Below are 22,153 nucleotides of genomic sequence, written 5' to 3' on the forward strand. Positions count from 1 at the left end.
AACGGGGGAGCGTTAGGCCATGTCCGTTCTCATCATGTTGTTCCGCAAGCTGGCAAGAAACCGCTGGCTAGCTGCCAGTCTGCTCGCGGGCATGCTGTGCTGCATCGCGCTGACATCCAGCATGCCGATTTATAAAAACGCCGTGCTCCGTTATATGCTGGTCCAAGATATGGACCACGGCTACGCGGAAACGGGCAATCATCCTGGCGTCGTCTCCATCGACATTACGATGCGCGACGACGATCCTAAAATTCAAGCTGCTATTATGAATCAGCTGGCCTCGTACTGGGCTTCCCACATTAAGGGCGGGGGTTTGAAGCTTCTGCTCGATCAGCGGATCATGGAAACCGTCCGTTTCGCGCTTACGCCGGCCGACCCTTCGCGCATCAACGCGGAGGAGAAGCGTTCGGCCAAATTTGCCGCCCGTACCGGACTCGAAGACAAGGTGCGGGTCGTAGACGGCGTTCTCCCCAAGAAGGAGCCGGTGAACGGCGTATATGAAGTGATGGTTACGGACAACGCGCTCGTCGAGCTGAAGATGCTGCTAGGCCAGGAGTATATCATCGACGATCCGAGGAAGGACCGGAAAGCCATTCGCGTAAAGCCTGTCGCTGTCATCGCGGAGAGCGATTTGAGCGATGTTTATTGGAGCCGCGCAAGCCTCGGTCCCGAGCGCAATACGCTGTTTCTGCCGGAGGAATTGTTCAGCCGCGATTTCGCGCAAGAAGGTCCGTTCGTCCTCTCGAAGATCGGGTCGCTTGCAGCGGCTGATTATACGAGGTTCGATATCCCAACAGCCGAATTTATGATTGATCTTAAATTAAACATGGCTGCCGACATGATGGGGAACTACAGTTTCTCCGTCAGCTCGTCGGTGTGGGTACCCGGCAGTGAAGCGATGACCGCCTATGCCGACCGGGAACAGACGCTTCGCAATTTGCTTTGGTCGCTCAACGTGCCACTTTTTATTCTGATCGGCTTCTACCTCTATATGGTCATGGGAATGCTGATCGAAAGGCAGAAGTCCGAGATCGCCGTGCTCCGCAGCCGCGGAGCGACAAGGCGGCATATCATGTCCATCTACGCGATGGAGCTTGGACTTATCGCTGTATTCGCGCTTGCAGCCGGCCCCGCCTTGGGGGCGGCGTTTACGCGGATGCTCGGTTCGACCAGCACGTTCCTAAGCTTCGTGGACCGTGGCGCGCTGGAGGTACAGATATCCGCCGAAAGCTGGCTGTACGCCGCTGGAGCTGCGATTGTCTCCTGGATTCTAGGCCTGGTCCCTGTCTTCTTGGCGACTGGCGATTCGATTGTCGACCAGAATCGTGCGAAAGCCCGCGAGGGGAAACGTCCGAAATGGCAGACTTTCGGCCTGGACATCGTTCTGTTGTGCCTCTCGTTCTATGGATACTACGTATACAGTCAGCGAATGCGCGATCTGGTTAAGCTTGGACTGGACGGAAAATCACTATCGGCGGATCCGCTGCTCTATACGGTGCCGACACTCTTCATTCTCGGAGCGAGCCTGCTGCTCATTCGCGCATACCCGCTCATCGTATCATTCCTTTATCGGCTCGGCCGAAAGCGATGGTCGCCGCAGCTGTATTCCACGCTGCTGCTGGTCAGCCGGCGCAATCGCCTTTACCATGGACTGATGGTTTTCCTAGTCCTGACGATTGGTACGGGTATTTATAACGCGAACACGGCGCGCACGATTAACGGCAACATGGAGGACCAGATCTGGTATGCGAAGGGCAGCGACATCGTGCTGCGCCAGCATTGGCAAAGCGACGCCCCGCCGCCACCCGCGCCCGGTCAGGCCGGTCAAGAAAATCAACAGGCTGCAAAGGCTGCCCGGATCAACTATTTGGAGCCGCCGTTCGAATTGATTGAACGGCTTCCCGGCGTCGAGCAGGCGGCGAAAGTGTTCGTCAAGGAGGAATCGGAAGCATGGCTCGGCAACAAGAGCGGCAAGGTTCGGCTGATGGGCATCGATACCGACGCATTTGGCAAAGCCGCTTGGATGAAGGAGGGTCTGCTGCCTAATCACTTCTATGCGTATTTGAACCTTATCGCGCCCGACGCAAATGCGGTGCTGATATCAAAAACGGCGGCCGATTATTACGGGGCGCAGGTCGGCGATGTTATGGACATTGGCTGGGAAGGGCTGCGACCGACGCGGTTCATCGTCTACGGAATCATTGACTATTTTCCGACCTTTAATCCGAATCCCGCCTCTGTCGAGGAAACGCAGGATAACCGGAATCCGATGCTGATCATCGGCCATCTCGAGAAGATTCAAAACGAGCTGGCGATGGAACCCTACGATGCATGGATCAAGCTTGCGCCGGGGGCGGACCGCCAGAAACTACTACAAGCGGTCGAAGAAAATGGCATTGCGCTTGAGAAGTTCGAGGACACGATCGGCGAGATAGCTCAGAGCCGCCTCGATCCGTTCCGAATGGCGATTAACGGTGTCATGAGTCTGGGCTTTATCGTATCGCTCGTTATCAGCTTCATCGGCTTCATGCTCTTCTGGCTCTTGTCGCTGCAAGGACGCATGCTGCAGCTTGGTATCTACCGGGCGATGGGCATTTCGTTCCGGCAGCTTCTCGGCATGCTCGTCTTCGAGCAGTTGTTGACGACGGGGGCGGGTTTCCTGATTGCAATCGCAACGGGCCTTGCCGCATGCCGAATCTTCGTGCCGCTCTATCAGCTTTCTTTCGATGTCGGGAAAATCGTGCCGCCGTTTGACGTGATCACAGGAAGTGCCGACATCGTCCGGCTTGCGGCCGCGACGTGCCTGATGCTCGCCGCAGCGCTGGTCATACTCGCCTGGTTGCTGAAGCGAATGAACATCTATCAAGCGGTCAAATTGGGGGATGATTGATAGCGATGATCACATGCGAGAACCTTGTGAAAATTTACAAGACGGCCGATATCGAAGTCATGGCGCTTCAGGGATTGAATCTGCACGTTAAGCAAGGCGAGCTGATGGCGATCATCGGCAATTCCGGCAGCGGCAAGTCGACGCTTCTTAATATGCTGGGGGGACTGGATCGGCCGTCCGCGGGAAGGCTGACGATCGACGGCATCAACATGCAGAAGCTGACGGATAAAGAGCTTTCGCGCTATAAGCGCGAGACGGTCGGCTTTGTCTGGCAGAATAAAGGCCGGAATCTGATTCCTTACTTAACGGCAAGAGAAAATGTCGAAATTCCGATGCTCCTGCATGACCGGAAGCAAAAGCGCAAGCGCTCCGTCGAATTGCTTGAGGCGGTGGGGCTTGGCCACCGCCTCAATAACCGACTCGAGGAGCTGTCCGGAGGCGAGCAGCAGAGGATCGCGATTGCGATAGCGTTAGCGAACCGTCCGAAGCTGCTGCTGGCCGACGAGCCGACCGGCGCTCTCGACACGCGCACGTCGGCTCAGATGATGGAGCTGCTGCGCCGCCTGAATGCCGATTATGGACTTACGATCGTTATCGTCACGCACGATCTCGATCTCGCGAGGCAAGTCGAACGCGTCGTAGCCATCCGCGACGGTCGAACCTCGTCGGAGATGATCCGCCGAGCGGACGAGGCGCAAGGAAGCGAATGGTCAGGCGGGGAAGGCGAATCGGATAACACACATATTGAGTATGCCGTCATGGACCGTACCGGGCGCATCCAGGTTCCGGAACATTACCTAGAGGCTGTCGGAGCGAAAAACGCGGATAAAGTACTACTGCGGCTGGATGAAGACAAGATTGTGCTTCTTCCGGCATCCCGCGAAAGTCATGGGAAAATGTGAGAGACAGCATTTTCTTCGACAAATTTTCTGCTATTATAGGGAAGAGGAGTTGGCAGAACCTACGAAAATTAGTCGGATTGGATGATTGATCATGAGAGGGAAAGTAACGATTCAAGAAATTGCCGACATGGCGGGTGTATCGAAGTTCGCGGTGTCGCGCGCGCTTACTGGAAAAGCAGGCGTCAGCGCGGCAACGCGGGAGATGATATATAAGGTGGCCGGGCAGCTCGGCTATTTCAAGAATAACGAGCCGAAGCGTTTTGCCGGCGAAATGCAAGAGCATGCCGACCGAAAACGGTCGGGAACCATTGTCATTCTATTTCCTAATATACGCTATCAGAACAAGGAATCCGTCTATTGGGGGCCCGTATTCGACGGCATATCGGCAAGGCTTAATCAGCAGGGCATCGATATCATGACATTGACCGAGCCGTCTCACGATCATGTATTTGCGCTCGTCAAGCCGGAAGCGATCCAGGGCGTCATCACGGTCGGGTCGATATCCACGCCGATTTTACTCGATATCGGTCGTTTGAATATACCCGTCGTCATGGTCGATCATATAGATCCCGCATTCCCATGCGATACGGTGTTCACGGATAACTTCAGCTGCATGCAGAATTTGATGACGAAACTTGTCAGCAAGGGTTACCGCAAATTTCAGTTCGTCGGCAATATATCGGATGCCCAAAGTTATTTTGAGAGATGGCTGGCATTCCGGACAACTCTTGAAAGCTACGGGATTGCGTTAAATCAAGACCCGCTATTGATCGGACCGGATGGAAACGACATGTATAAATTGTTCCCGCAGCTTGAACTGAAGGAGTTGCCTGAGGTGTTTGTCTGCTCCAACGACACGACTGCCCAATACCTGGTCGATGAACTCGGCAAGCGGAATATCAGCGTACCGGGTGATTGTGCGGTGACGGGCTTCGACAATACATTCGATACCCATCCGATCCTCGGAACGGTCAACGTCAATAAAGAGCTGCTGGGAATGCGTGCGGTCGACCAGATGCTATGGCGTATTGCGAATCCAGAATCGGCGGCCGAGAAAAAACTCATTCAAGGCGATCCGATTATTCGCGAGCAATATGCTTATACGCGGGATAGCGTAGCGGCATCTGAATGACGCGCCTTTAAGGAATTCGTATACCAATTACCATAACGAATCGATACTCGGCGAGCCGGTGTGTCGATTTTTTTTGTCCAGTTAAAAGGTATCAAAAGGAGTTGCATCAGGGCTAAATTGTTTCTTGGAAAAAATGGTAATGTTGTTTAGACAGCATAACCAAACAAAATAATAACAAATAGAAAACAAAAATAGGAGTTTTCCTGTTATGGTAATTGACGGTAATAGGTGTCGGTGTTATGATTGTTTTGCAAACATCACAAAATTATGGTGGTGATGAAAGCCTGAATCGGCAAATTGTAAACGGTTACTTCGGGGGATTTGGCCGCTGCGTATAGCTGTGTAAGCTGTAATCGGTGCCAAAAGAAACACGATAACTAAAAATGGGAGGCTTGACAATGAAAAAATTGAAAGGGCTTTCAATCTTGTTTATCGCAATGATCTTTGTTATCACTGCTTGCAGTGGTGGCGGCAACAATACGGGTACCAATACACCTACGAACAGTGCAGGAAACGGAGCGGCGACGAATGAGCCAGCTGCAGAAACGGAGCCGCCTAAGGAAGAAACGCCAGCGGCTGTCGATCTTGGCGGGCGAACGATCAAAGTTGCGGCTTGGTGGGACCAGAAGCCTGCGGGCAACACGGCGGGGGAGAAAGCGCGCCTCGATAAGCTGGCCGAGCTCGAGAAGCAGTACAACTTCAAGTTCGAATTCGTCAATGTGCCGTTTGAACAATACATGGATAAGGTTACGACATCAACGCTGGCCGGCGAGCCTTTCGCGGACATTGCGATCATGGAGCTTAAGCGGGCGATTCCGCTTGTGAAGCAAGGGCTCATTCTTCCGGTCAGCGAATTCACGGCGGCTACGGACGACATCAACAACGAACAGAAGCTCATGCAGAAGCTGCCTGCACTCGGGGGCACAGAATACGCCTTCGGGACACCGGGCGTATCGGTAGTCGGCACGTACTACAACCGCGATCTCGTGAAGAAGCTTGGTTTGGAAGACCCTCAGGAGCTGTTCGCCGCCGGTCAGTGGACTTGGGATAAGTTCCTTGAGCTCGCCAAAGCCGCGACGCGCGACACGGATAACGACGGCAAGAACGACACGTTCGGCTACGCCGGATGGCCGGTTGACGCCGCCCGTCACTTTGGCGTAACGAATAATGCGATGTTCGTGAACGAAGACCTTACGATGGGCATGACGGATCCGAAATTTGCCGAAACGCTGGAATTCGTTAACCGTCTGTACAACGTGGAGAACATCGTCAAAGTCAAGTCGGGCAACAAGATGGATTGGAACGAAACGAACACGTTCAAGGACGGCGACGTCCTCATGTCGATTAATTACGACTGGAACGTTGCGGACCTCACATTCGAGGTTGGTGTCGTACCGAACCCGAGCGGCCCTAACAGCGACAGCAAGTATACGTACGCGAATACGGCTCAGAACGGCTGGTTTATGCTGAAAGGCGTGAAGGATGCTCAAACCGTCTATTCGATCTGGGAGCAAAGCTTCGACGTGCCGCCGACCGAAGAATACTTGGGCCAGGACTGGCTGGAATCACGCTTTAAGAATCAAGCCGACATCGACCTCGCTCTCAAGAGCGTAAACGGCACCGGCCGTCTTGCAATCGAAGAAGGAATCCCGGACTTCCCGATCTACGCGGTCATGGACGAAATCATCCTTCAGAACCAATCGGTTTCCGCAACAATCGAGAAGCATAAGGCGGCTGCTGAAGCAGCGCTTCAAAAAGTAAAATAAGATCAAGCCGTTCGCACAGCAGACGGTAAATAAGGGGAAGGGGTGTGCGGGTTACGTAGCGCATCCCTTTTGTTTTGGCATGGCAAGCAAACAAACCCTAATTCGAATGAATCAATTTTGAAGAAAAAATCAACCGAATCCGACAGAAAAGTCACATAACCTAATTAATTATGACAATATTCGATTGAATATTGTATGAAAAACCTCGATTTTATACTAACAAAACAATAACAACATTAGAAAGTTTTGTTGACTATTGTTAGGTTCGGTGATACCATCTTTTTGAAATGTAAGCGGTTACCTGTGTCATATCATTACTCGTCGCTGAGCTTATTAGGGGGGCTTAAATTGAAGGGGATATCACGGCACAAAAAAATAGCTTTGACGGCACTAAGCGCCGTCTTGGCGCTGAGCTTGCTGACGACCGGAAACCGAATCTCGGCAGAAAGCCTAACCGATGAGACAAAGGACGCACAGGAGCAATTGTCCGCGGACGAGCAGCTATTCTCCATGATTCAAGACAAAGGGAGTTATGCGGCTTATGCTGCGAAATATGAAGACGCAGAAAGGCCGGAGCGCGAAGTCGTTATCGAGGCGGCCGCTTATGCCGCGATCGAGGGAGACAGCTTCGAGAAGGTCTACAACTACGAAGGTCAGAGCGGCCCCTCGCTGAAGACCGGTGAGAAGGGACAGGTCGAGTGGGTGGTCGATGTGCCGGAGACGGGACTGTATCACATCTCGATGCTCTATTATCCGATCGAAGGCAAAAGCTCGAGCATCGAACGGTCGTTCCTGATCGACGGCCAAGCGCCATTCGAAGAAACGGCATATCTGCAGTTCGACCGTATCTGGGCCAATGAATTCGAGGATGTGCAGCAGGACAATCGTGGCAACGATTTGCGGCCGCGCCAATCCGAGAAGCCCGAATGGCGGGAGACGCTGTTCAAGGATTATGAGGGTTATTTCGAGCAGCCTTTCCAATTTTATTTGACGGCCGGCAGCCATAAGCTTACCCTCGTATCGCAGCGTGAGCCGATGGTGATCCGCCAATTGAAGCTGTTTCAGTACAAAGTACCGGCGTCCTATCAAGAAACGCTGGCTGCTTACGAACAAGCAGGAATCCAAAAAACACAAGATATCTTGGTGACGGTTCAGGGAGAAGACGCCGCTTTTAAATCGTCGCCTACGCTATATCCGCAAACGGAACGTTCCAGCCCTGCCGTTAACCCTTACAGCCCTTCAAAAGTACGCGTCAATACAATCGGTGGCAACAACTGGCGCATCCCGGGCCAATGGATCGAATGGGAGGTCGAGGTTCCGGAGACGGGACTTTACAAGCTGGGCTTCAAATCGCAGCAAAATTTCGTACGGGGCATTTATTCCACGCGCAGATTGCTTGTCAACGGCGCCATTCCGTTTAGCGAAGCGGAGCGCGTGCCGTTCCGATACAAGAGCGGATACCGCATTGACGTCTTGGGCGGCGACGAACCGTACCTCGTCAAGCTGAACAAGGGCAAGAACGTTATCCGGCTGGAGAATAACCTCGGTGATTTTGCACCCCTTATTCGTTCCATCGAAGAGAGTTTGTTCAACCTGAACACCGTATACCGCAAAATATTGATGATCACCGGCACAGCGCCTGATCAATACCGGGACTATCGGGTCCATGTGAGGATTCCGGATCTGCTCGATACATTCAAGACGGAAAGAGACCGGCTTAAATTCGTGAGCAAGGAGCTTCGCCGCCTGTCGGGCGGAAGCAGCGACTCCGAGGCTCTGCTGAAGACGATGTATGCGCAGCTCGACGAGATGATCGACGAACCGGACACGATTCCGCGCCGTCTCGCCTCCTTTAAGACGAATACGGGAGGGCTGGGCACGTGGCTGCTGCGAACCCGCGAAATGCCGCTCGAGATCGACGAGATGTACGTCGCATCCCCGGAGAAGAAACTCCCGCGTTCGGGTATGGGATTCTTCTCGGAGTTAAAGCATGAAATCCTCACCTTCGGTTATTCGTTCTTAATCGATTACAATTCAATCGGGAATGTCGCCGCTGACGACGATCAGCGTTCCGTCACGGTCTGGATCGGGTCCGGCCGCGACCAGGCGAACACCTTGAAAGCGATGATCGACGAGACGTTTACGCCTAAGACCGGGATTAACGTCAATCTGAAGCTGGTGCAAATGCAGACGCTTCTGCCCGCGACGCTAGCCGGTCAAGGACCTGACGTCGCGATGCAAATCGGCAACGATATCCCGGTGAACTACGCGATGCGGAGCGCAGCCGCGGATTTGACGCAATTCAGCGACTTTGAAACCGTATCAGACCGGTTCCGTCCAAGCGCTCTCGTGCCTTATACGTACGAGAAGGGTGTGTACGCCCTGCCAGAGACGCAGACGTTCAATATGTTGTTCTACCGCAAGGATGTCATGAATGAACTGGGACTTGCAATCCCGCAAACGTGGGAGGATGTCTCCAATTTGCTGGCGATCCTGAACAAGAATCATATGGAGTTTGGTTTGCCGCTCGTGCTGAATCCGACCTACCCGGGAGAGAACTTGCCGCCGAATTCGATCTACGCTGCCTTGCTCATGCAAAATGGCGGCCAATTCTATCGCAACGACGGCAAGGAATCGGATCTGGATTCCCGTACCGGCATCGAGACGTTCAAGATGTGGACGGAGTTCTACACGGATTATAAGCTTGAACGCGAATTCGACTTTGCGAACCGGTTCCGTAACGGGCAGATGCCGATCGGCATTGCCGATTATACGACCTACAATCTTCTCACCGTCTTTGCGCCGGAAATTCGCGGCATGTGGGGCTTCGTGCCGGTACCCGGGACGAAGAAGGCGGATGGCGCCATCGACCGGTCCGTCCCAAGCGCAGGCAGCGGCACGATCATGCTTCAGGGCGCTGCGGACAAGGAGGCCGCATGGGAATTCATGAAATGGTGGACATCCGCTGATACGCAGACGCAATTCGGGCGCGAGATGGAAGGCCTGCTCGGCGCATCGGCCCGTTACCCGACCGCTAACATCGAGTCGCTGGACAGCTTGCCTTGGCCGGTTGCCGAGTACGAGAACCTGAAGGCGCAGTTTGAATACGTCAAAGGCATACCGGAAGTTCCGGGCGGGTATTTTACGGGACGCCACCTGCTTAATGCCTTTTATAAAACCGTGGTCAACGCCAATACGGAACCGCGTGAAGCGATTGTCGATTACGTGCAGTTCATTCAGGATGAAATCAAAGCCAAACGCAAAGAATTCGGCCTGCCGGAGTAAAAGGGGGAACTGACCGTGTCCAATATCACGATTGAGCATACAAAGCAGAAGCCGGCGGGAAGCGGCAAACCGGCACGTTCCCACACATGGTGGGCCGCCCGGACGCGCGAGATCAAAAAAAGGAAGCATTCTTATATTCTGATGGCGCCGTATATGCTTTTGTTCGCGGCCTTTACGATTCTGCCCGTCATCATGTCCATCATTATCAGCTTTTCGTATTTTAACCTGCTTGAATTCCCGCGCTTTATCGGCTGGCAGAACTATTCGAGGCTGTTTCTGGAAGATGACGTGTTCTTGACGGCAATCAAGAACACGCTCCTCTTCGCGGCCATCACCGGGCCTGTCAGCTACATCGCCTGCTTTGTCTTTGCGTGGATTATCAATGAGCTGGGACCGAAGCTCCGCGCGGTCATGACGCTTATCTTCTATGCGCCATCCATCTCCGGAAACGTGTACTTCATCTGGCAAATCATCTTTTCCGGTGATCGTTACGGCATCGCCAACGGGCTTCTCATCAAGCTTGGGTTCATCTTGGAGCCGATACAGTGGCTGAAGACCGAACAATACATTTTGCCCATCCTTATCCTCGTGCAGCTCTGGCTGTCGCTCGGGACCGGTTTTCTTGCCTTCATTGCCGGTTTGCAGACGGTCGATAGGACGCTTTACGAAGCCGGAGCGGTGGACGGGGTCAAAAACCGCTGGCAGGAGCTGTGGTACATTACGCTGCCGTCGATGAAGCCCCAGCTGATGTTCGGCGCAGTCATCCAGTTGACAACATCGCTCGCCGTCGCAGATGTATCGATTAACCTGGCCGGATTTCCAAGCGTCAACTATGCCGCGCAGACGATCGTAACGCACTTGATCGACTTCGGTACGATCCGCTTCGAGATGGGTTATGCCTCCGCGATCGCGACCGTGCTGTTCGTGATTATGCTTGGCACGAACCTGATCATTCAACGACTTCTCAGGAAGGTAGGGGACTAATCGAATGAATACGATCCTTTCGAGACGCAATAAGCGCGTCAACCGTTCCTTTATGGGGAGTATCTCCTTATTTATACTGCTGGCGATTGTCGGCGCTTTCATGGCGCTTCCGCTCGTGTATGCAATCAACGCGGCCTTCAAGCCGCTTGACGAAATTTTCATGTTTCCGCCGACCCTGTTCGTGCGAAACCCTACGCTTACGAACTTCGTTGATCTCATGACGCTGCTCGGCCAATCGTGGGTGCCGTTCTCAAGGTATATTTTTAATACGTTCTTCATTACCGGGATGGGCGTATTCGGGCACGTCATATTGGCTTCGGCTGCTGCTTTTCCGCTTGCGAAGCATGTGTTCCCCGGCAAAGCGGTTACGTTCCAGACGGTCGTGCTGTCGCTCATGTTCACCGGCGCCGTGACGTCGATTCCGAATTATATGATCATGTCCTGGCTTGGCCTCATTGATACTTATTGGGCGGTCATTGTACCGGCATTCGCCTATCCGCTCGGCCTCTATTTAATGAAGCAATTCATGGAGCAAATGCCGGACTCGCTGCTCGAAGCGGCCAAAATCGACGGCGCAAGCGAGTACCGCATCTTCTGGCAAGTCGTCATGCCCAACGTCAAGCCGGCATGGCTTACGCTGGTCATCCTGTTGTTTCAGCTGCTGTGGGGGACGGACGGCAATGGATTCATCTACAGCGAGCAATTGAAAACGCTTCATTATGCTTCGGGACAAATAATCCAAGGCGGTATTGCCCGTGCTGGCGTCGGTGCAGCCGTTGCGTTGATTTTAATGAGTGTGCCGATTACGCTGTTCGTTTTCTCGCAGAGCCGCATTATCGAGACGATGGCGACATCCGGCATGAAAGATTAGGGGGATCGTCCGTGAAATTAACCAAAGCGCTCGTGCTTGCGGCGATCATCTCGATGCTCGCCGCAGCGGCTCCGGCCGCTTCTGCCGCCACTCCGTATGAAGCCTATACTTACAACTTTTATGAAGAATCGGTGCCGCTGCCTGCGCCATATGTGCCGGAGAAAGCTGTCTCGGGTCAAAGTCTTGGCGTCGGCAGCTTTAATCAACCAAACGACATTTTTGTCACGGAAGACGGATTCATCTACATTCTGGACAGCGGTAACGCGCGGGTCATCGTCCTCGATAACCAGTGGCAGGTGCTCCGGACCATCGATGGCTTTGAGATGGATGGGCAGGAGAATAAGTTCGCCAATCCGTCGGGGATTTTCGTATCGGAGAAAAAGGAAATTTACGTCGCCGACACGGATAAGGGAAGAGTCGTCGTTCTGACAAGCGATGGCCAGCTGATTCGAGTCGTAGATAATCCCCAATCGGAAATTTTGCCGCCCGACTTCAAATTCGTCCCGCTTAAAGTGACCGCGGACAGGGCGGGCAGGGTTTTCGTCGTCAGTCGCGGGATGTATGAAGGCATCATGCAGTTTGACGAGAATGGCAAATTTATCGGCTACGTCGGCACGATCAAGGTGACCGTGAGTCCGGCGGACCGGCTGTGGCGGGCCCTTGCGACCGATGCGCAGCAAGCACAGATGCAGCTGTTCATTCCGACGGAATTCGCGAGCGTCGATATCGACCGCAAAGGCTTCGTGTATGCGACGACCGTAGATATCAATTCAACCGAAACGATCAAACGGCTGAACCCTTCCGGACAGGATGTACTGAAACGATTCGGCCATTTTCCGCCGCGAGGCGATATCCGTTACCGGATTCTGGGCAACAACTCGGGCCCGTCCAAGCTTGTGGACATCAAGGTGCTCGGGGGCGGCATGTATGTCGCGCTTGATTCGCTTCGCGCCCGTCTGTTCACGTACAACGACGAGGGAGAACTGCTGTACGCCTTCGGCGGAAGAGGGACGCAGCTTGGCGTCTTCAATACGCCGGTCGCGGTCGAACGGGTTGCGGATAAGCTTGTCGTGCTCGACCGGGGCAAAAATAATATCGTCGTGTTTGCGCCAACACGGTTCGGCAAATTGGTAAGCGCGGCGACGACCGAGCATTACAATGGCAATACCGACCGTTCCGTCGACATTTGGCGGGAAGTGCTCCGCATGAACTCGAACTTTGATATCGCCTACCGGGGTATTGGGCGCTCGCTGCTCATGCAGAAGAAGAACAAGGAAGCGATGGAATATTTTAAGCTCGGCATGGACCGCAAGTATTATTCGACGGCCTTCAAACGATATCGCCGCGAAGTGATGCAGGAGCAGTTCGGTCATTTTATGACGACCTTGATGGTACTTATCGCCGCTTTCGTTGCTTATCGGATCGTAAGGAAAGTCAGGGTGAGAAGGAGTGAGACACGTGAAGCATGATTTCGTGAAGTTTCCCCTCCATGTCATCGTCCACCCGTTCGACGGGTTCTGGGATATGAAGTATGAACAGAAGGGCAAGATCAGGGTCGCGCTGACGATCCTCGCGATTTTCATCCTGACGTTAATTTTGCAGCGGCAGTTTTCGGGTTTTCTCGTCAACTTCAACGATCCGCGATACTTGAACAGTCTGAACGACATCATTTACACCCTGCTGCCGTTTCTCCTGTTCTGCTTCGCGAACTGGTCCATTACCACCTTGATGGAAGGCGAAGGAAAATTCAAGGAAATCGTCATGGCGACAGGCTATGCGATGCTTCCGCTGATTCTGATCAACCTACCCCTGACGTTCATCAGCCGGATCATGGTGCAGGAGGAAACCGCCTTCTATTATTTGCTGAACAGCTTCGCCGGGATCTGGTTCCTTTATTTGTTGTTCGCCGGCATTATGACCGTGCACCAGTATACGGCCTCGAAGACGGTCATCACTATGGTTCTGACTGTTATCGCCATGGGGATCGTCGTCTTTCTGGGGACTCTTGCGCTCAGCCTGGGAGCCCAGATCTGGTATTTCATCTATGATATCTACCGCGAACTCATTTTCCGTACGTAAAGGGGGCAGCACCAGTGAGCAATAGAAAAAAAATTTATGCGGTGCTGGCAAGTATCGCGGTAGTCGGGATCGGTGCTCTGCTCTACGTCATGCTGACGAAAGGAGCGCCGGCCGTCAGTGTTTCCGCTTATGCGGGGACGGGGTCTCAGCCGTCTGCGGCCTCCGAGCCCAAGTTTCTGACTGGCAGCGCCGTTCCTGGCATGAAGCTTGTGGCGGAGACGGATGCCCTGGCCATGTATTTTCACGAAGAAACGACCGAGCTTGCCGTGGTGGACAAAAAGAGCGGGAAAGTATGGCGGACTAATCCCGAGGCGCGAAACGAAGACGCGAAAGCGTCCCCTGTCGAGAAAGAATTACTCTCCTCTCAGGTGACCGTCAATTACCGCGACCGCATTGGGACGCTCAATACGTTTACCAACTATGCGCATTCGATCGCGAATAAGCAGTTCAAGGCCGAGATGATCGAGAATGGGCTTCGCCTGACGTACACGATCGGAGACATGTCGCTTGGCATCGATGCGCTGCCGAAGTATATCAGCAAGCAGCGGATGGAAGAGAAGGTGCTCAGCCAGCTGGACGACCAGACGAAGATTACCATCAACCGTGCGTATCTTCCGTCGGAAACGAAACCGGACGTCCTGGAGCGGCTGGATACGGCGGTTGAACGTCCGCTCGTGCTGCAGCGCGTTCTGGACGCTTTTGCCAAAGCGGGTTATACCGAGGAAGACCTCGCATTCGACAATGAAGAGAACGGAATCGGGGCCGGGGGCGAGGAAAAGCCCAATTTTACGGTCGTCCTCGAATACCGTCTCGACGGAGATAGCTTCCTCGTGAATGTGCCTGCAGGGCAAATTGCGGAAAGCAAAGGTTTCAAAATCCGAAACCTCGAGCTGTTGAACTTCTTCGGCGCTGCGGGGACGGATGAGCAAGGCTATATGCTGGTACCCGACGGATCCGGCGGTCTCATTTATTTGAACAACGGAAAATCGAACGCCGAAGTTTACGCGCAGCGCATTTACGGCGACGATTACAACGACAACAGCGGCCGGCGCGGTCAGGTATCGGAGAGTGCCCGCCTGCCGGTATTCGGCCTCAAATCCGGCGACAATGCTTGGTTCGCGCAAATCGAGCGGGGCGAATCGATTGCGAATGTGACGGCAGACATCGGCGGACGGCAAAATTCGTTCAACCATATCCACGCCAGCTTCGCGCTTCGCGGCGAGGACGAGCTGGAGCTGTATAAGGGCAATGAGGTTGACGAAATCCAGCTCTTGTCCGAAGCGCGTTATACCGGCGACATTCAGGTCCGGTACAACTTCCTTGACGGTTCGGATGCTTCCTATGCAGGCATGGCCGAGATCTACCGCGAGCGGCTTGCTGCGGAAGGCCTTCTGAAGCCGATCGAAGCCGGGGAGGGCCTGCCGTTCTTCGTGGATGTGCTTGGCGCGATCGACAAGCGCAAATCCTTCCTGGGTGTGCCTTACAAAGGGCTTGTGCCGATGACAACGGTGGATCAGGCAGGCAAAATTGCGGATGCGCTGAGGGAAAAAGGCGTTTCCAACGTTCAAATGCGATATCTCGGCTGGTTTAACGGCGGGATGAAGCATTCCGTTCCAGCAAGCGTCGATATGGAAGGGAAGCTAGGCAGCGGTTCGGAACTGCGCCAGTTGGCTGATAAGCTGGAAGCGGCAGGCGGCATGCTGTATCCGGACACGGCTTTCCAGCATGTGCTGCGCGACAGCTTCGCGTTCAGGCCTGCCTCTGACGCGGCCAGGTTCATTACCCGTGAGCAGGCAGCTCGGACGCCGTACAACCGCGCGCTTAATACAATGGATTACGATCTTGGCACCTATTGGCTGCTGTCGCCTGCCAAGCTTCCATACTTCGTCGACCAATTCATGGCCGGTTACGATGACTATAAGATCGATTCCGTCTCGCTGCGCGATCTCGGGGATTTGCTCCATGCGGACTACCGTGCAGACCGCGTCATTTTCCGCGACACGGCCAAGAACATCGTGACGGAGCAGCTCGGCAAGCTGGAGAAGGAGTTCCCGCATTTGCTGCTGACCGGCGGGAATGCCTACGCGCTTCCGTATGCCGATAAGCTTGTTAACGTGCCGATGGGAGACAGCGGCTTCAACATTGTCGATGAAACCGTGCCTTTCTACCAAATGGTCATTCACGGCTATATCGACTATGCGGGCTCGCCGCTCAATCTGGACGATGAGCAGGACCTCCAGCACCAACTGCTTCGTTCGGTCGAATACGGCGCGGCGCCGCACTTCCTGTGGACAGATGCGCCATCCTCCCAGCTGAAATTTACGGCGTACGACTTGTATTTCTCTACCGAATACACAAGCTGGATCGAGGATGCCGCGAATATGTACGCAAAGGCGAATGAGGCGCTTGGCGGACTGCGAACGCAGCCGATATCGGATCGAATCGTTCATCAGGAAGGGGTCGTCGAGGTTCGCTATGGCAATGGCGCCGCAGTGTACGTCAATTATACCGACAAACCGGTGACAGTGGGCGGCATGACGATCGAAGCGGAGAATTTTGCGGTAAGGAGTGAGGTCAATTGATCAAGAGAAGTTTCACACTGTCACAGAAGCGGTCGCTTCTCGGGATCCTCTTTATCCTGCCGTGGCTGCTCGGATTCCTTTTCCTGTTCCTGTCGCCGTTCCTTCAGTCCATCCAATTCAGCTTCAGTGAATTGAAAGTGGCGCCTAACGGCTATGATCTGAGCTTTATCGGTCTAGACAATTATCATCATGCAATCCGGATCGATCCAAACTTTAACCGGATCTTGACGGAGTCCGTAACCGAGATGGTCTACAACGTACCAATGATCCTTTTCTTCAGCCTTTTTGCGGCAACGCTCCTGAATTCGAAGTTCAAGGGCAGGGCGCTGGCGCGGGCGATCTTCTTCCTGCCCGTTATTCTCGCTTCCGGTGCGATCGAGGAGGCGCAATCGGCCGGCTTGATCCAGCTAACCGGCAGCTCCCAGATCGCGCAGGAGCTTGGTGAACAGCAGAATGGTTTCGACCCGATGATTCTGGTTAGTATTCTCGGCAACAGCGGTATTCCGCTAGGGTTCATTGAATATATCGTGACGGCCGTCAACCGGATCTATGAGATTATCCGCAGCTCCGGCGTTCAGATTCTCATTTTTCTAGCCGCTTTGCAATCGGTTCCTTCCACGATGTATGAAGTCGCGAAAATGGAGGGCGCGACCGCGTACGAGTCGTTCTGGAAAATTACGTTTCCCATGGTCAGTCCGCTCATTCTGACGAACGTCATCTATACGATTATCGACTCATTCGCCGATAGCCAAGTGACGCAGTATATCTATGAAACGGCGTTCACTTCCCAGAACTTCGGACTCAGCGCAGCGATGGCTTGGATGTATACGATCGTTGTCAGTATTATTCTGGTGGTGGTTGGCTTCGTTATTTCCAAAAAGGTGTTCTACTATAACTGATCCTCGGAGAGGAGGAAAGACAATGTCGGCCAAAATACCGGAAAACGAAGCGGTCCTATTGCGGTACCAGCGTGCGCGAAACAAAGGCAGCGAGGTGCTGTGGTCAATATTTCGCTACATTCTGATCCTTGGTATATCGTTTGTCATCCTGCTGCCGGTCTTGAAGCAAATCTCGGTCGCGTTCAAAGATCCGCTAGATATTTATGATCCAACGATCTATATGATTCCCGTCAACTATACGATGGAGAACATTCGGCTGGCGATGAACGTTCTGGACTACTGGCCGCTTATTCAGAACACGATGCTGTTCGTCATTTCGACGACGCTGCTTGCCACCGCCTCTTGTGCGCTCGCGGGTTACGGCTTCGCGCGGTTCACCTTTCCGGGCAGCAATGTGTTGTTTGCTCTCGTCATTATGACGATCCTGATTCCGTCCAGCACGCTTATGGTACCGATGTACCTGCATTTCCGGGAGTTTGACGTACTTGGTCTCGTTAAGCTGTTTACGGGCAAGGACGGCGTCAATCTACTGAACACGTATTGGCCTTCGTTAATCACCTCGGGGCTCGCCATCGGCCTCAAGGCAGGTCTGTTCATCTATATCTTCCGGCAGTTCTTCAGGGGACTGCCGAAGGAAATCGAGGAATCGGCTCTCATCGACGGAGCCGGCGGTTTGCGCACGTTCTTCACAATCATGCTGCCGAATGCGATTCCGCCGATCATTACGGTCCTGCTGTTCTCGTTCGTCTGGCAGTATAACGACACGTTCTACACGTCGCTGTTCATGAGTGATAGCAACCTTATGGCGGTCAAGATCGCATCGTTCCCGGCAGACGTTAATCAATTCCTTCCTCGTCTGCTTGGTATCGAGGGAACAGAGGCTCGTGCAGATCCGAACCATGTATCGATGATCGTCGATACCGGCATTCTGCTGGCCATCGCACCGCTCATTATCTTGTACCTGTTCGTCCAACGCAATTTCGTAGAGAGCGTTGAGCGCACCGGCGTCGTCGGTTAACAGCAAGAATCCAATACGGAAGGGAGAACCCGGCAATGAAGGAGCATTTGCAAGGAAGATTGGCGGTCGAGCCAAAACTTATCCATCCGGCGGCAAGCGATAACGCCATACGGTTGATGGCCTATCTGTGCAGCATATACGGCAAACGGACGCTGACCGGACAGCAGTACGGCGTCGTCTCGACGCCCGAGATGGACGTTATTGTTCAGGCAACCGGCAAATACCCGGCGGTCGGCGGTTTCGACTTCATGAACGATTCGCCGTCCCGCGTTGAACGAGGTGCCGTGCCAACCGATACGCCGCTGGCGATCGACTGGTGGAGACGCGGGGGAATCGTAACGTTCTGCTGGCACTGGAATGCGCCTAAAGATCTGATCGATGAGGCGCCGGACAACGGATGGCACCGGGGCTTCTATACGAGTGCAACGACGTTCGATATCGCGGGAGCCATGAACGACGAGTCATCCGAAGACTTTGACTTGTTGATGCGCGATATCGACGCCATTGCCATCCAGTTGAAGATCCTTCAAAGCGTTGGGATCCCCGTGTTATGGCGGCCGCTGCACGAAGCTTCCGGCGGCTGGTTCTGGTGGGGAGCGAAAGGTCCTCAGCCTTGCGTAAAGCTGTGGAAGATGATGTACGATAGGCTGACGAATCTGCACGGGCTTAACAACCTGATCTGGGTGTGGAACGGTCAGCATCGCGATTGGTATCCCGGCGATGAGTATGTCGACATTATCGGAGAGGACATCTATCCGCCGGAGCGGACGTACATCTCGAGCGTGGAGAGATTTCGCCAAGCGCTTGGTTATACCACGGCAAACAAAATGATTGCCCTCTCTGAGAACGGGCCGCTGCCGGATCCTGACAAGATGATAGGCGATGGTGCGCCATGGCTGTGGAACTGTACCTGGTACGGCGGCTTTGTATGCGTTAAAAGTGCAAACGGGGGATGGGGCGTTGGCGAGCAATATACTGAGCGGGAGATGCTGCTGAAGTATTACGGGCACCCGTTCACGTTGACAATGGATGAATTACCCGATTTAACCGCTTTTCCAATTGAAGGATAAAAACATAGCGTTTGCAGGCAATCGCCTCGAGCGCATGGTCCGAGTGCAATAGTAAGGTTCACCGCCACATACAACGCGCAAGGGAGGAAATGAACGATGACCTATAAAGTGCTGACGGAAGAACAGGTTGAACATTTCATTGAGAGAGGCTGGGTAAAGTTGGAGGGCGCTTTCGCCCGTGAAGACGCATTGGAGGCTCAGGATTTTTTGTGGACAGAGGTGGAGAAGCGAAGCGGCGTGCGTAAGGACGACCGTGCAACATGGACGGAGCCCTTGGTCCAGATCAACGAAAATTACCTGACGCCGGCCTTTGCCCGCTGCAACACGAAGCGGCTCGGCGATGCCATCGAGGATCTGATCGGTCATGGACGCTGGGCGAACCGCACTGTGTACGGAGAGACGGAGCGGCTTGGTGGGTTCGGATGGTGGCCCGTCAATTTCTCCCTGAACGCCGACCAGCCCTGGACGGTTCCGATCAACGGCTGGCATTGGGACGGGATCCACTTCAAACATTTCGTCGACAGCCCGGAGCAAGGGTTATTATGCTTATGTCTGTTCTCCGATATCACGCATCAGGGCGGCGGTACGTTTATCGTGGAGGGCTCGCACAAGGTTGTCGCCCGATTCCTGGAAGGTCACCCGGAGGGATTGGAACTCGGGGAAGCGATTGGGAAGTTGAATCGCGAGCATCCCTATCTGCGCGAACTGACTGGCGCGGACAGGGGGAAGGACAGTGAGGCCGGCGATATCTATGCCAACCAGTACGCCGGGGCACCGGATGCAAAATCGGCCGAGGAAATCGCCAAAGCCCGGCTCGACAAGTTCATGAACAATGACTATATCGATGCGGGCGGCGCTACGCTGCGCGTGCTCGAGACGACTGGCGGGCCTGGCGACGCGATTCTCTGTCATCCATTCTTGTACCATTCGTCCTCCCAGAACCTGATTGGCGTTCCTCGGTTTATGTGCAACCGCACGACGCCGTTAACTGAGAGGCTGAACTTGCAAAGGGAGAACGAGGCGAATTATTCGCCGCTTGAGATCAGCATTCGCAAGGCGCTTGGTCGCCAGTAGAGTACGGGGATATCGAATGCTTTAATGGCGGGAGCGAGTTTTAGTAATAAACCGAAACGAGGGACGGCATGGAACGATTGTTCATCAAGGGAATGACATGGGGATGGAGCGCAAAGCGCGGCGACTACCGGACGGAAGAAGCAGCGGACTCCATGCGCAAGCTGAAAGAAACCGGAAGCGAATGGATTGCGCTCTCTTTCTGGACCTGGCAGGACACGGTACATTCGACGCAAATCCCGTTTGATTACGGCTTTACCGTAACCGATCGCGACATTGAAGCTGCCGTGCGCGAAGCTAGACGGAGCGGGCTGAAAATTTGCCTTAAGCCCGTCGTCAATTCGCGGGATGGCCTCTGGCGGGCGCATATCGGATTTCCGGAGGAGGACAATGGCAGTCCCTCTTACTGGGACCGCTGGTTCGAATCGTATACGAATTTTCTGGTTCATTATGCGGAGCTTGCGGAGGATTTGGGCTGTGAAATGTTCTGCGTCGGGTGCGAGATGGTCAAAACCGAGTCGCAGACGGCTAGATGGAAGCAGACGATTGCCCGCGTGAGAGAGGTTTACTCGGGGCCATTAATCTATAACGCCAACCACGGCAGTGAAGACGGCGTGACGTGGTTCGACCAGGTAGATGTCATTGGCACAAGCGCTTATTACCCGGTCGGCAGTGTGCCAGGTGATACGGAAGAGAATATGATCGCCAAATGGCTGCCGATTCGCGACAAGATGGAACGGCTGCACCGGAAGTTTAACAAGCCGGTCGTATTTATGGAGATCGGTTGTCGCAGCGCGCATGGCTGCGCCACGATGCCATGGGATTACTTGCACAAGGACTTGCCGTTTTCCGAAGAGGAGCAGGCGAACTTTTACAGTTCCGTTATCCAGGTATTCTGGGATCAGCCGTGGTTCGGCGGATTCTTCTGGTGGGATTGGAGCGTGAAGCTGTACCCGCTGTCGGAAGCAAAGACGAACCGCGGGTTCGACGTGTACGGCAAGCGCGCAGGCCAAATTTTAACGGAGTGGTATACTGTCCGGTAATGCGGCATCCCACCGATTTATATCCATGATTAAATGCTTGCCATTGGAATGCAATGGTAAGCATTTTTTGTATGAACTTTCTTGTGGGAGTTAGGTGACACAAAAGTGAGTTCATTGTATCGAAACGACACAAAAATCGTAGCATTCAAGCCGTAGCCTAAAAATATCCGAGTTATTAAGCTCTAACGGAGAACGATAGCATTCCTGTAGAGCGTTAATTAACAGCTTTGCAAAAAACAAGCGCCTCTGTACGATGGGAGTACGCAACGGGTCTAGAGGAACTTCGAGTGTTTCTCTCAAATCGGGACTCAGTCGTAACGTGACTCGTAGGTGCGAAGAATCAAATCCATCGTTGGGTTGACGTGGTGTTCCCAGAACTGCGACAAGTCTTTAAAGGCCTTATGTGTAAGGGTTCATTGGCTGCACTCCGTCTTTTCCCGACACCGAAGAACTGGGGGAATTACAGCCTCACGATGTGGTTGCTCAAATGAGGCCCCAAAGGGGTAACATTTTGAAAAATATCGATAAACAAGCTGCCAGAACGAACGTCTTGTGTGCCGA

General features: G+C 53.7%; 15 protein-coding genes and 1 pseudogene. All 16 read left to right on the plus strand.

What is annotated here, in order from left to right; all coding sequences use genetic code 11:
* Positions 1 to 19 precede the first annotated feature (19 nt).
* On the plus strand, positions 20 to 2,890 hold the full coding sequence (locus tag FHS17_RS07515) for an ABC transporter permease (protein ID WP_167277462.1): 2,871 nt from the start codon (positions 20 to 22) through the stop codon (positions 2,888 to 2,890).
* A 5-nt stretch (positions 2,891 to 2,895) separates the two neighbouring features.
* Positions 2,896 to 3,792 carry an ABC transporter ATP-binding protein gene (locus tag FHS17_RS07520; RefSeq protein WP_167277464.1) on the plus strand — a complete coding sequence of 299 codons (897 nt, stop codon included), beginning with the start codon at positions 2,896 to 2,898 and terminating at the stop codon, positions 3,790 to 3,792.
* 91 nt (positions 3,793 to 3,883) lie between these two features.
* The gene (locus FHS17_RS07525; RefSeq protein ID WP_167278180.1) at positions 3,884 to 4,924 is read left to right on the plus strand and encodes a substrate-binding domain-containing protein; all 1,041 of its coding nucleotides are present in this window, start codon (positions 3,884 to 3,886) and stop codon (positions 4,922 to 4,924) included.
* A 398-nt stretch (positions 4,925 to 5,322) separates the two neighbouring features.
* Positions 5,323 to 6,690 (plus strand): ABC transporter substrate-binding protein, encoded by a 1,368-nt coding sequence (locus tag FHS17_RS07530; RefSeq protein ID WP_167277466.1) that lies wholly within the window; start codon positions 5,323 to 5,325, stop codon positions 6,688 to 6,690.
* 348 nt (positions 6,691 to 7,038) lie between these two features.
* A complete protein-coding gene (locus tag FHS17_RS07535; RefSeq protein ID WP_243865235.1) occupies positions 7,039 to 9,975 on the plus strand; it encodes an extracellular solute-binding protein in 2,937 nt (978 codons plus the stop codon).
* A gap of 111 nt (positions 9,976 to 10,086) precedes the next feature.
* Entirely contained in the window at positions 10,087 to 10,959 is an 873-nt protein-coding gene (locus FHS17_RS07540; RefSeq protein ID WP_415639862.1) for a carbohydrate ABC transporter permease, read from the plus strand.
* Between the two features lie 4 nt (positions 10,960 to 10,963).
* Entirely contained in the window at positions 10,964 to 11,830 is an 867-nt protein-coding gene (locus FHS17_RS07545) for a carbohydrate ABC transporter permease (RefSeq protein WP_167277470.1), read from the plus strand.
* Between the two features lie 131 nt (positions 11,831 to 11,961).
* Positions 11,962 to 13,299: an NHL repeat-containing protein gene (locus FHS17_RS07550; protein WP_341805788.1), complete on the plus strand. Its 1,338-nt coding sequence runs from the start codon at positions 11,962 to 11,964 to the stop codon at positions 13,297 to 13,299.
* Positions 13,289 to 13,909 carry a YIP1 family protein gene (locus tag FHS17_RS07555; RefSeq protein ID WP_167277474.1) on the plus strand — a complete coding sequence of 207 codons (621 nt, stop codon included), beginning with the start codon at positions 13,289 to 13,291 and terminating at the stop codon, positions 13,907 to 13,909. The genes FHS17_RS07550 and FHS17_RS07555 overlap by 11 nt, the downstream gene beginning before the upstream one ends.
* A gap of 14 nt (positions 13,910 to 13,923) precedes the next feature.
* Positions 13,924 to 16,491, plus strand: a complete 2,568-nt coding sequence (locus FHS17_RS07560; RefSeq protein ID WP_167277477.1) for a DUF5696 domain-containing protein — start codon at positions 13,924 to 13,926, stop codon at positions 16,489 to 16,491.
* Complete coding sequence (locus FHS17_RS07565) at positions 16,491 to 17,390, plus strand: ABC transporter permease subunit (RefSeq protein WP_167278182.1); 900 nt, start codon at positions 16,491 to 16,493, stop codon at positions 17,388 to 17,390. Before FHS17_RS07560 ends, FHS17_RS07565 begins: the two co-directional genes overlap by 1 nt.
* Positions 17,391 to 17,412: 22 nt before the next feature.
* Positions 17,413 to 18,408 (plus strand): carbohydrate ABC transporter permease, encoded by a 996-nt coding sequence (locus tag FHS17_RS07570; protein ID WP_167277479.1) that lies wholly within the window; start codon positions 17,413 to 17,415, stop codon positions 18,406 to 18,408.
* A gap of 35 nt (positions 18,409 to 18,443) precedes the next feature.
* A complete protein-coding gene (locus FHS17_RS07575; protein ID WP_167277498.1) occupies positions 18,444 to 19,478 on the plus strand; it encodes a glycosyl hydrolase in 1,035 nt (344 codons plus the stop codon).
* Positions 19,479 to 19,574: 96 nt separating this feature from the next.
* Entirely contained in the window at positions 19,575 to 20,552 is a 978-nt protein-coding gene (locus tag FHS17_RS07580; protein WP_167277499.1) for a phytanoyl-CoA dioxygenase family protein, read from the plus strand.
* Between the two features lie 68 nt (positions 20,553 to 20,620).
* Positions 20,621 to 21,592, plus strand: a complete 972-nt coding sequence (locus FHS17_RS07585) for a glycoside hydrolase family 113 (RefSeq protein ID WP_208420258.1) — start codon at positions 20,621 to 20,623, stop codon at positions 21,590 to 21,592.
* A gap of 275 nt (positions 21,593 to 21,867) precedes the next feature.
* Positions 21,868 to 22,073, plus strand: a pseudogene (locus tag FHS17_RS31210) (IS110 family RNA-guided transposase); the annotation flags it as partial.
* Positions 22,074 to 22,153 lie beyond the last annotated feature (80 nt).

It is taken from the genome of Paenibacillus lupini (genome assembly GCF_011761355.1).
GTDB classification, from domain to species: domain Bacteria; phylum Bacillota; class Bacilli; order Paenibacillales; family Paenibacillaceae; genus Pristimantibacillus; species Pristimantibacillus lupini.

Excerpts from the sequence above, each read along its gene's own strand:
- FHS17_RS07515 (WP_167277462.1), top strand. The coding sequence starts at position 20 with ATGTCCGTTCTCATCATGTTGTTCCGCAAGCTGGCAAGAAACCGCTGG.
- FHS17_RS07520 (WP_167277464.1), top strand. The coding sequence starts at position 2,896 with ATGATCACATGCGAGAACCTTGTGAAAATTTACAAGACGGCCGATATC.
- FHS17_RS07525 (WP_167278180.1), top strand. The coding sequence starts at position 3,884 with ATGAGAGGGAAAGTAACGATTCAAGAAATTGCCGACATGGCGGGTGTA.
- FHS17_RS07530 (WP_167277466.1), top strand. The coding sequence starts at position 5,323 with ATGAAAAAATTGAAAGGGCTTTCAATCTTGTTTATCGCAATGATCTTT.
- FHS17_RS07545 (WP_167277470.1), top strand. The coding sequence starts at position 10,964 with ATGAATACGATCCTTTCGAGACGCAATAAGCGCGTCAACCGTTCCTTT.
- FHS17_RS07570 (WP_167277479.1), top strand. The coding sequence starts at position 17,413 with ATGTCGGCCAAAATACCGGAAAACGAAGCGGTCCTATTGCGGTACCAG.
- FHS17_RS07575 (WP_167277498.1), top strand. The coding sequence starts at position 18,444 with ATGAAGGAGCATTTGCAAGGAAGATTGGCGGTCGAGCCAAAACTTATC.
- FHS17_RS07580 (WP_167277499.1), top strand. The coding sequence starts at position 19,575 with ATGACCTATAAAGTGCTGACGGAAGAACAGGTTGAACATTTCATTGAG.
- FHS17_RS07585 (WP_208420258.1), top strand. The coding sequence starts at position 20,621 with ATGGAACGATTGTTCATCAAGGGAATGACATGGGGATGGAGCGCAAAG.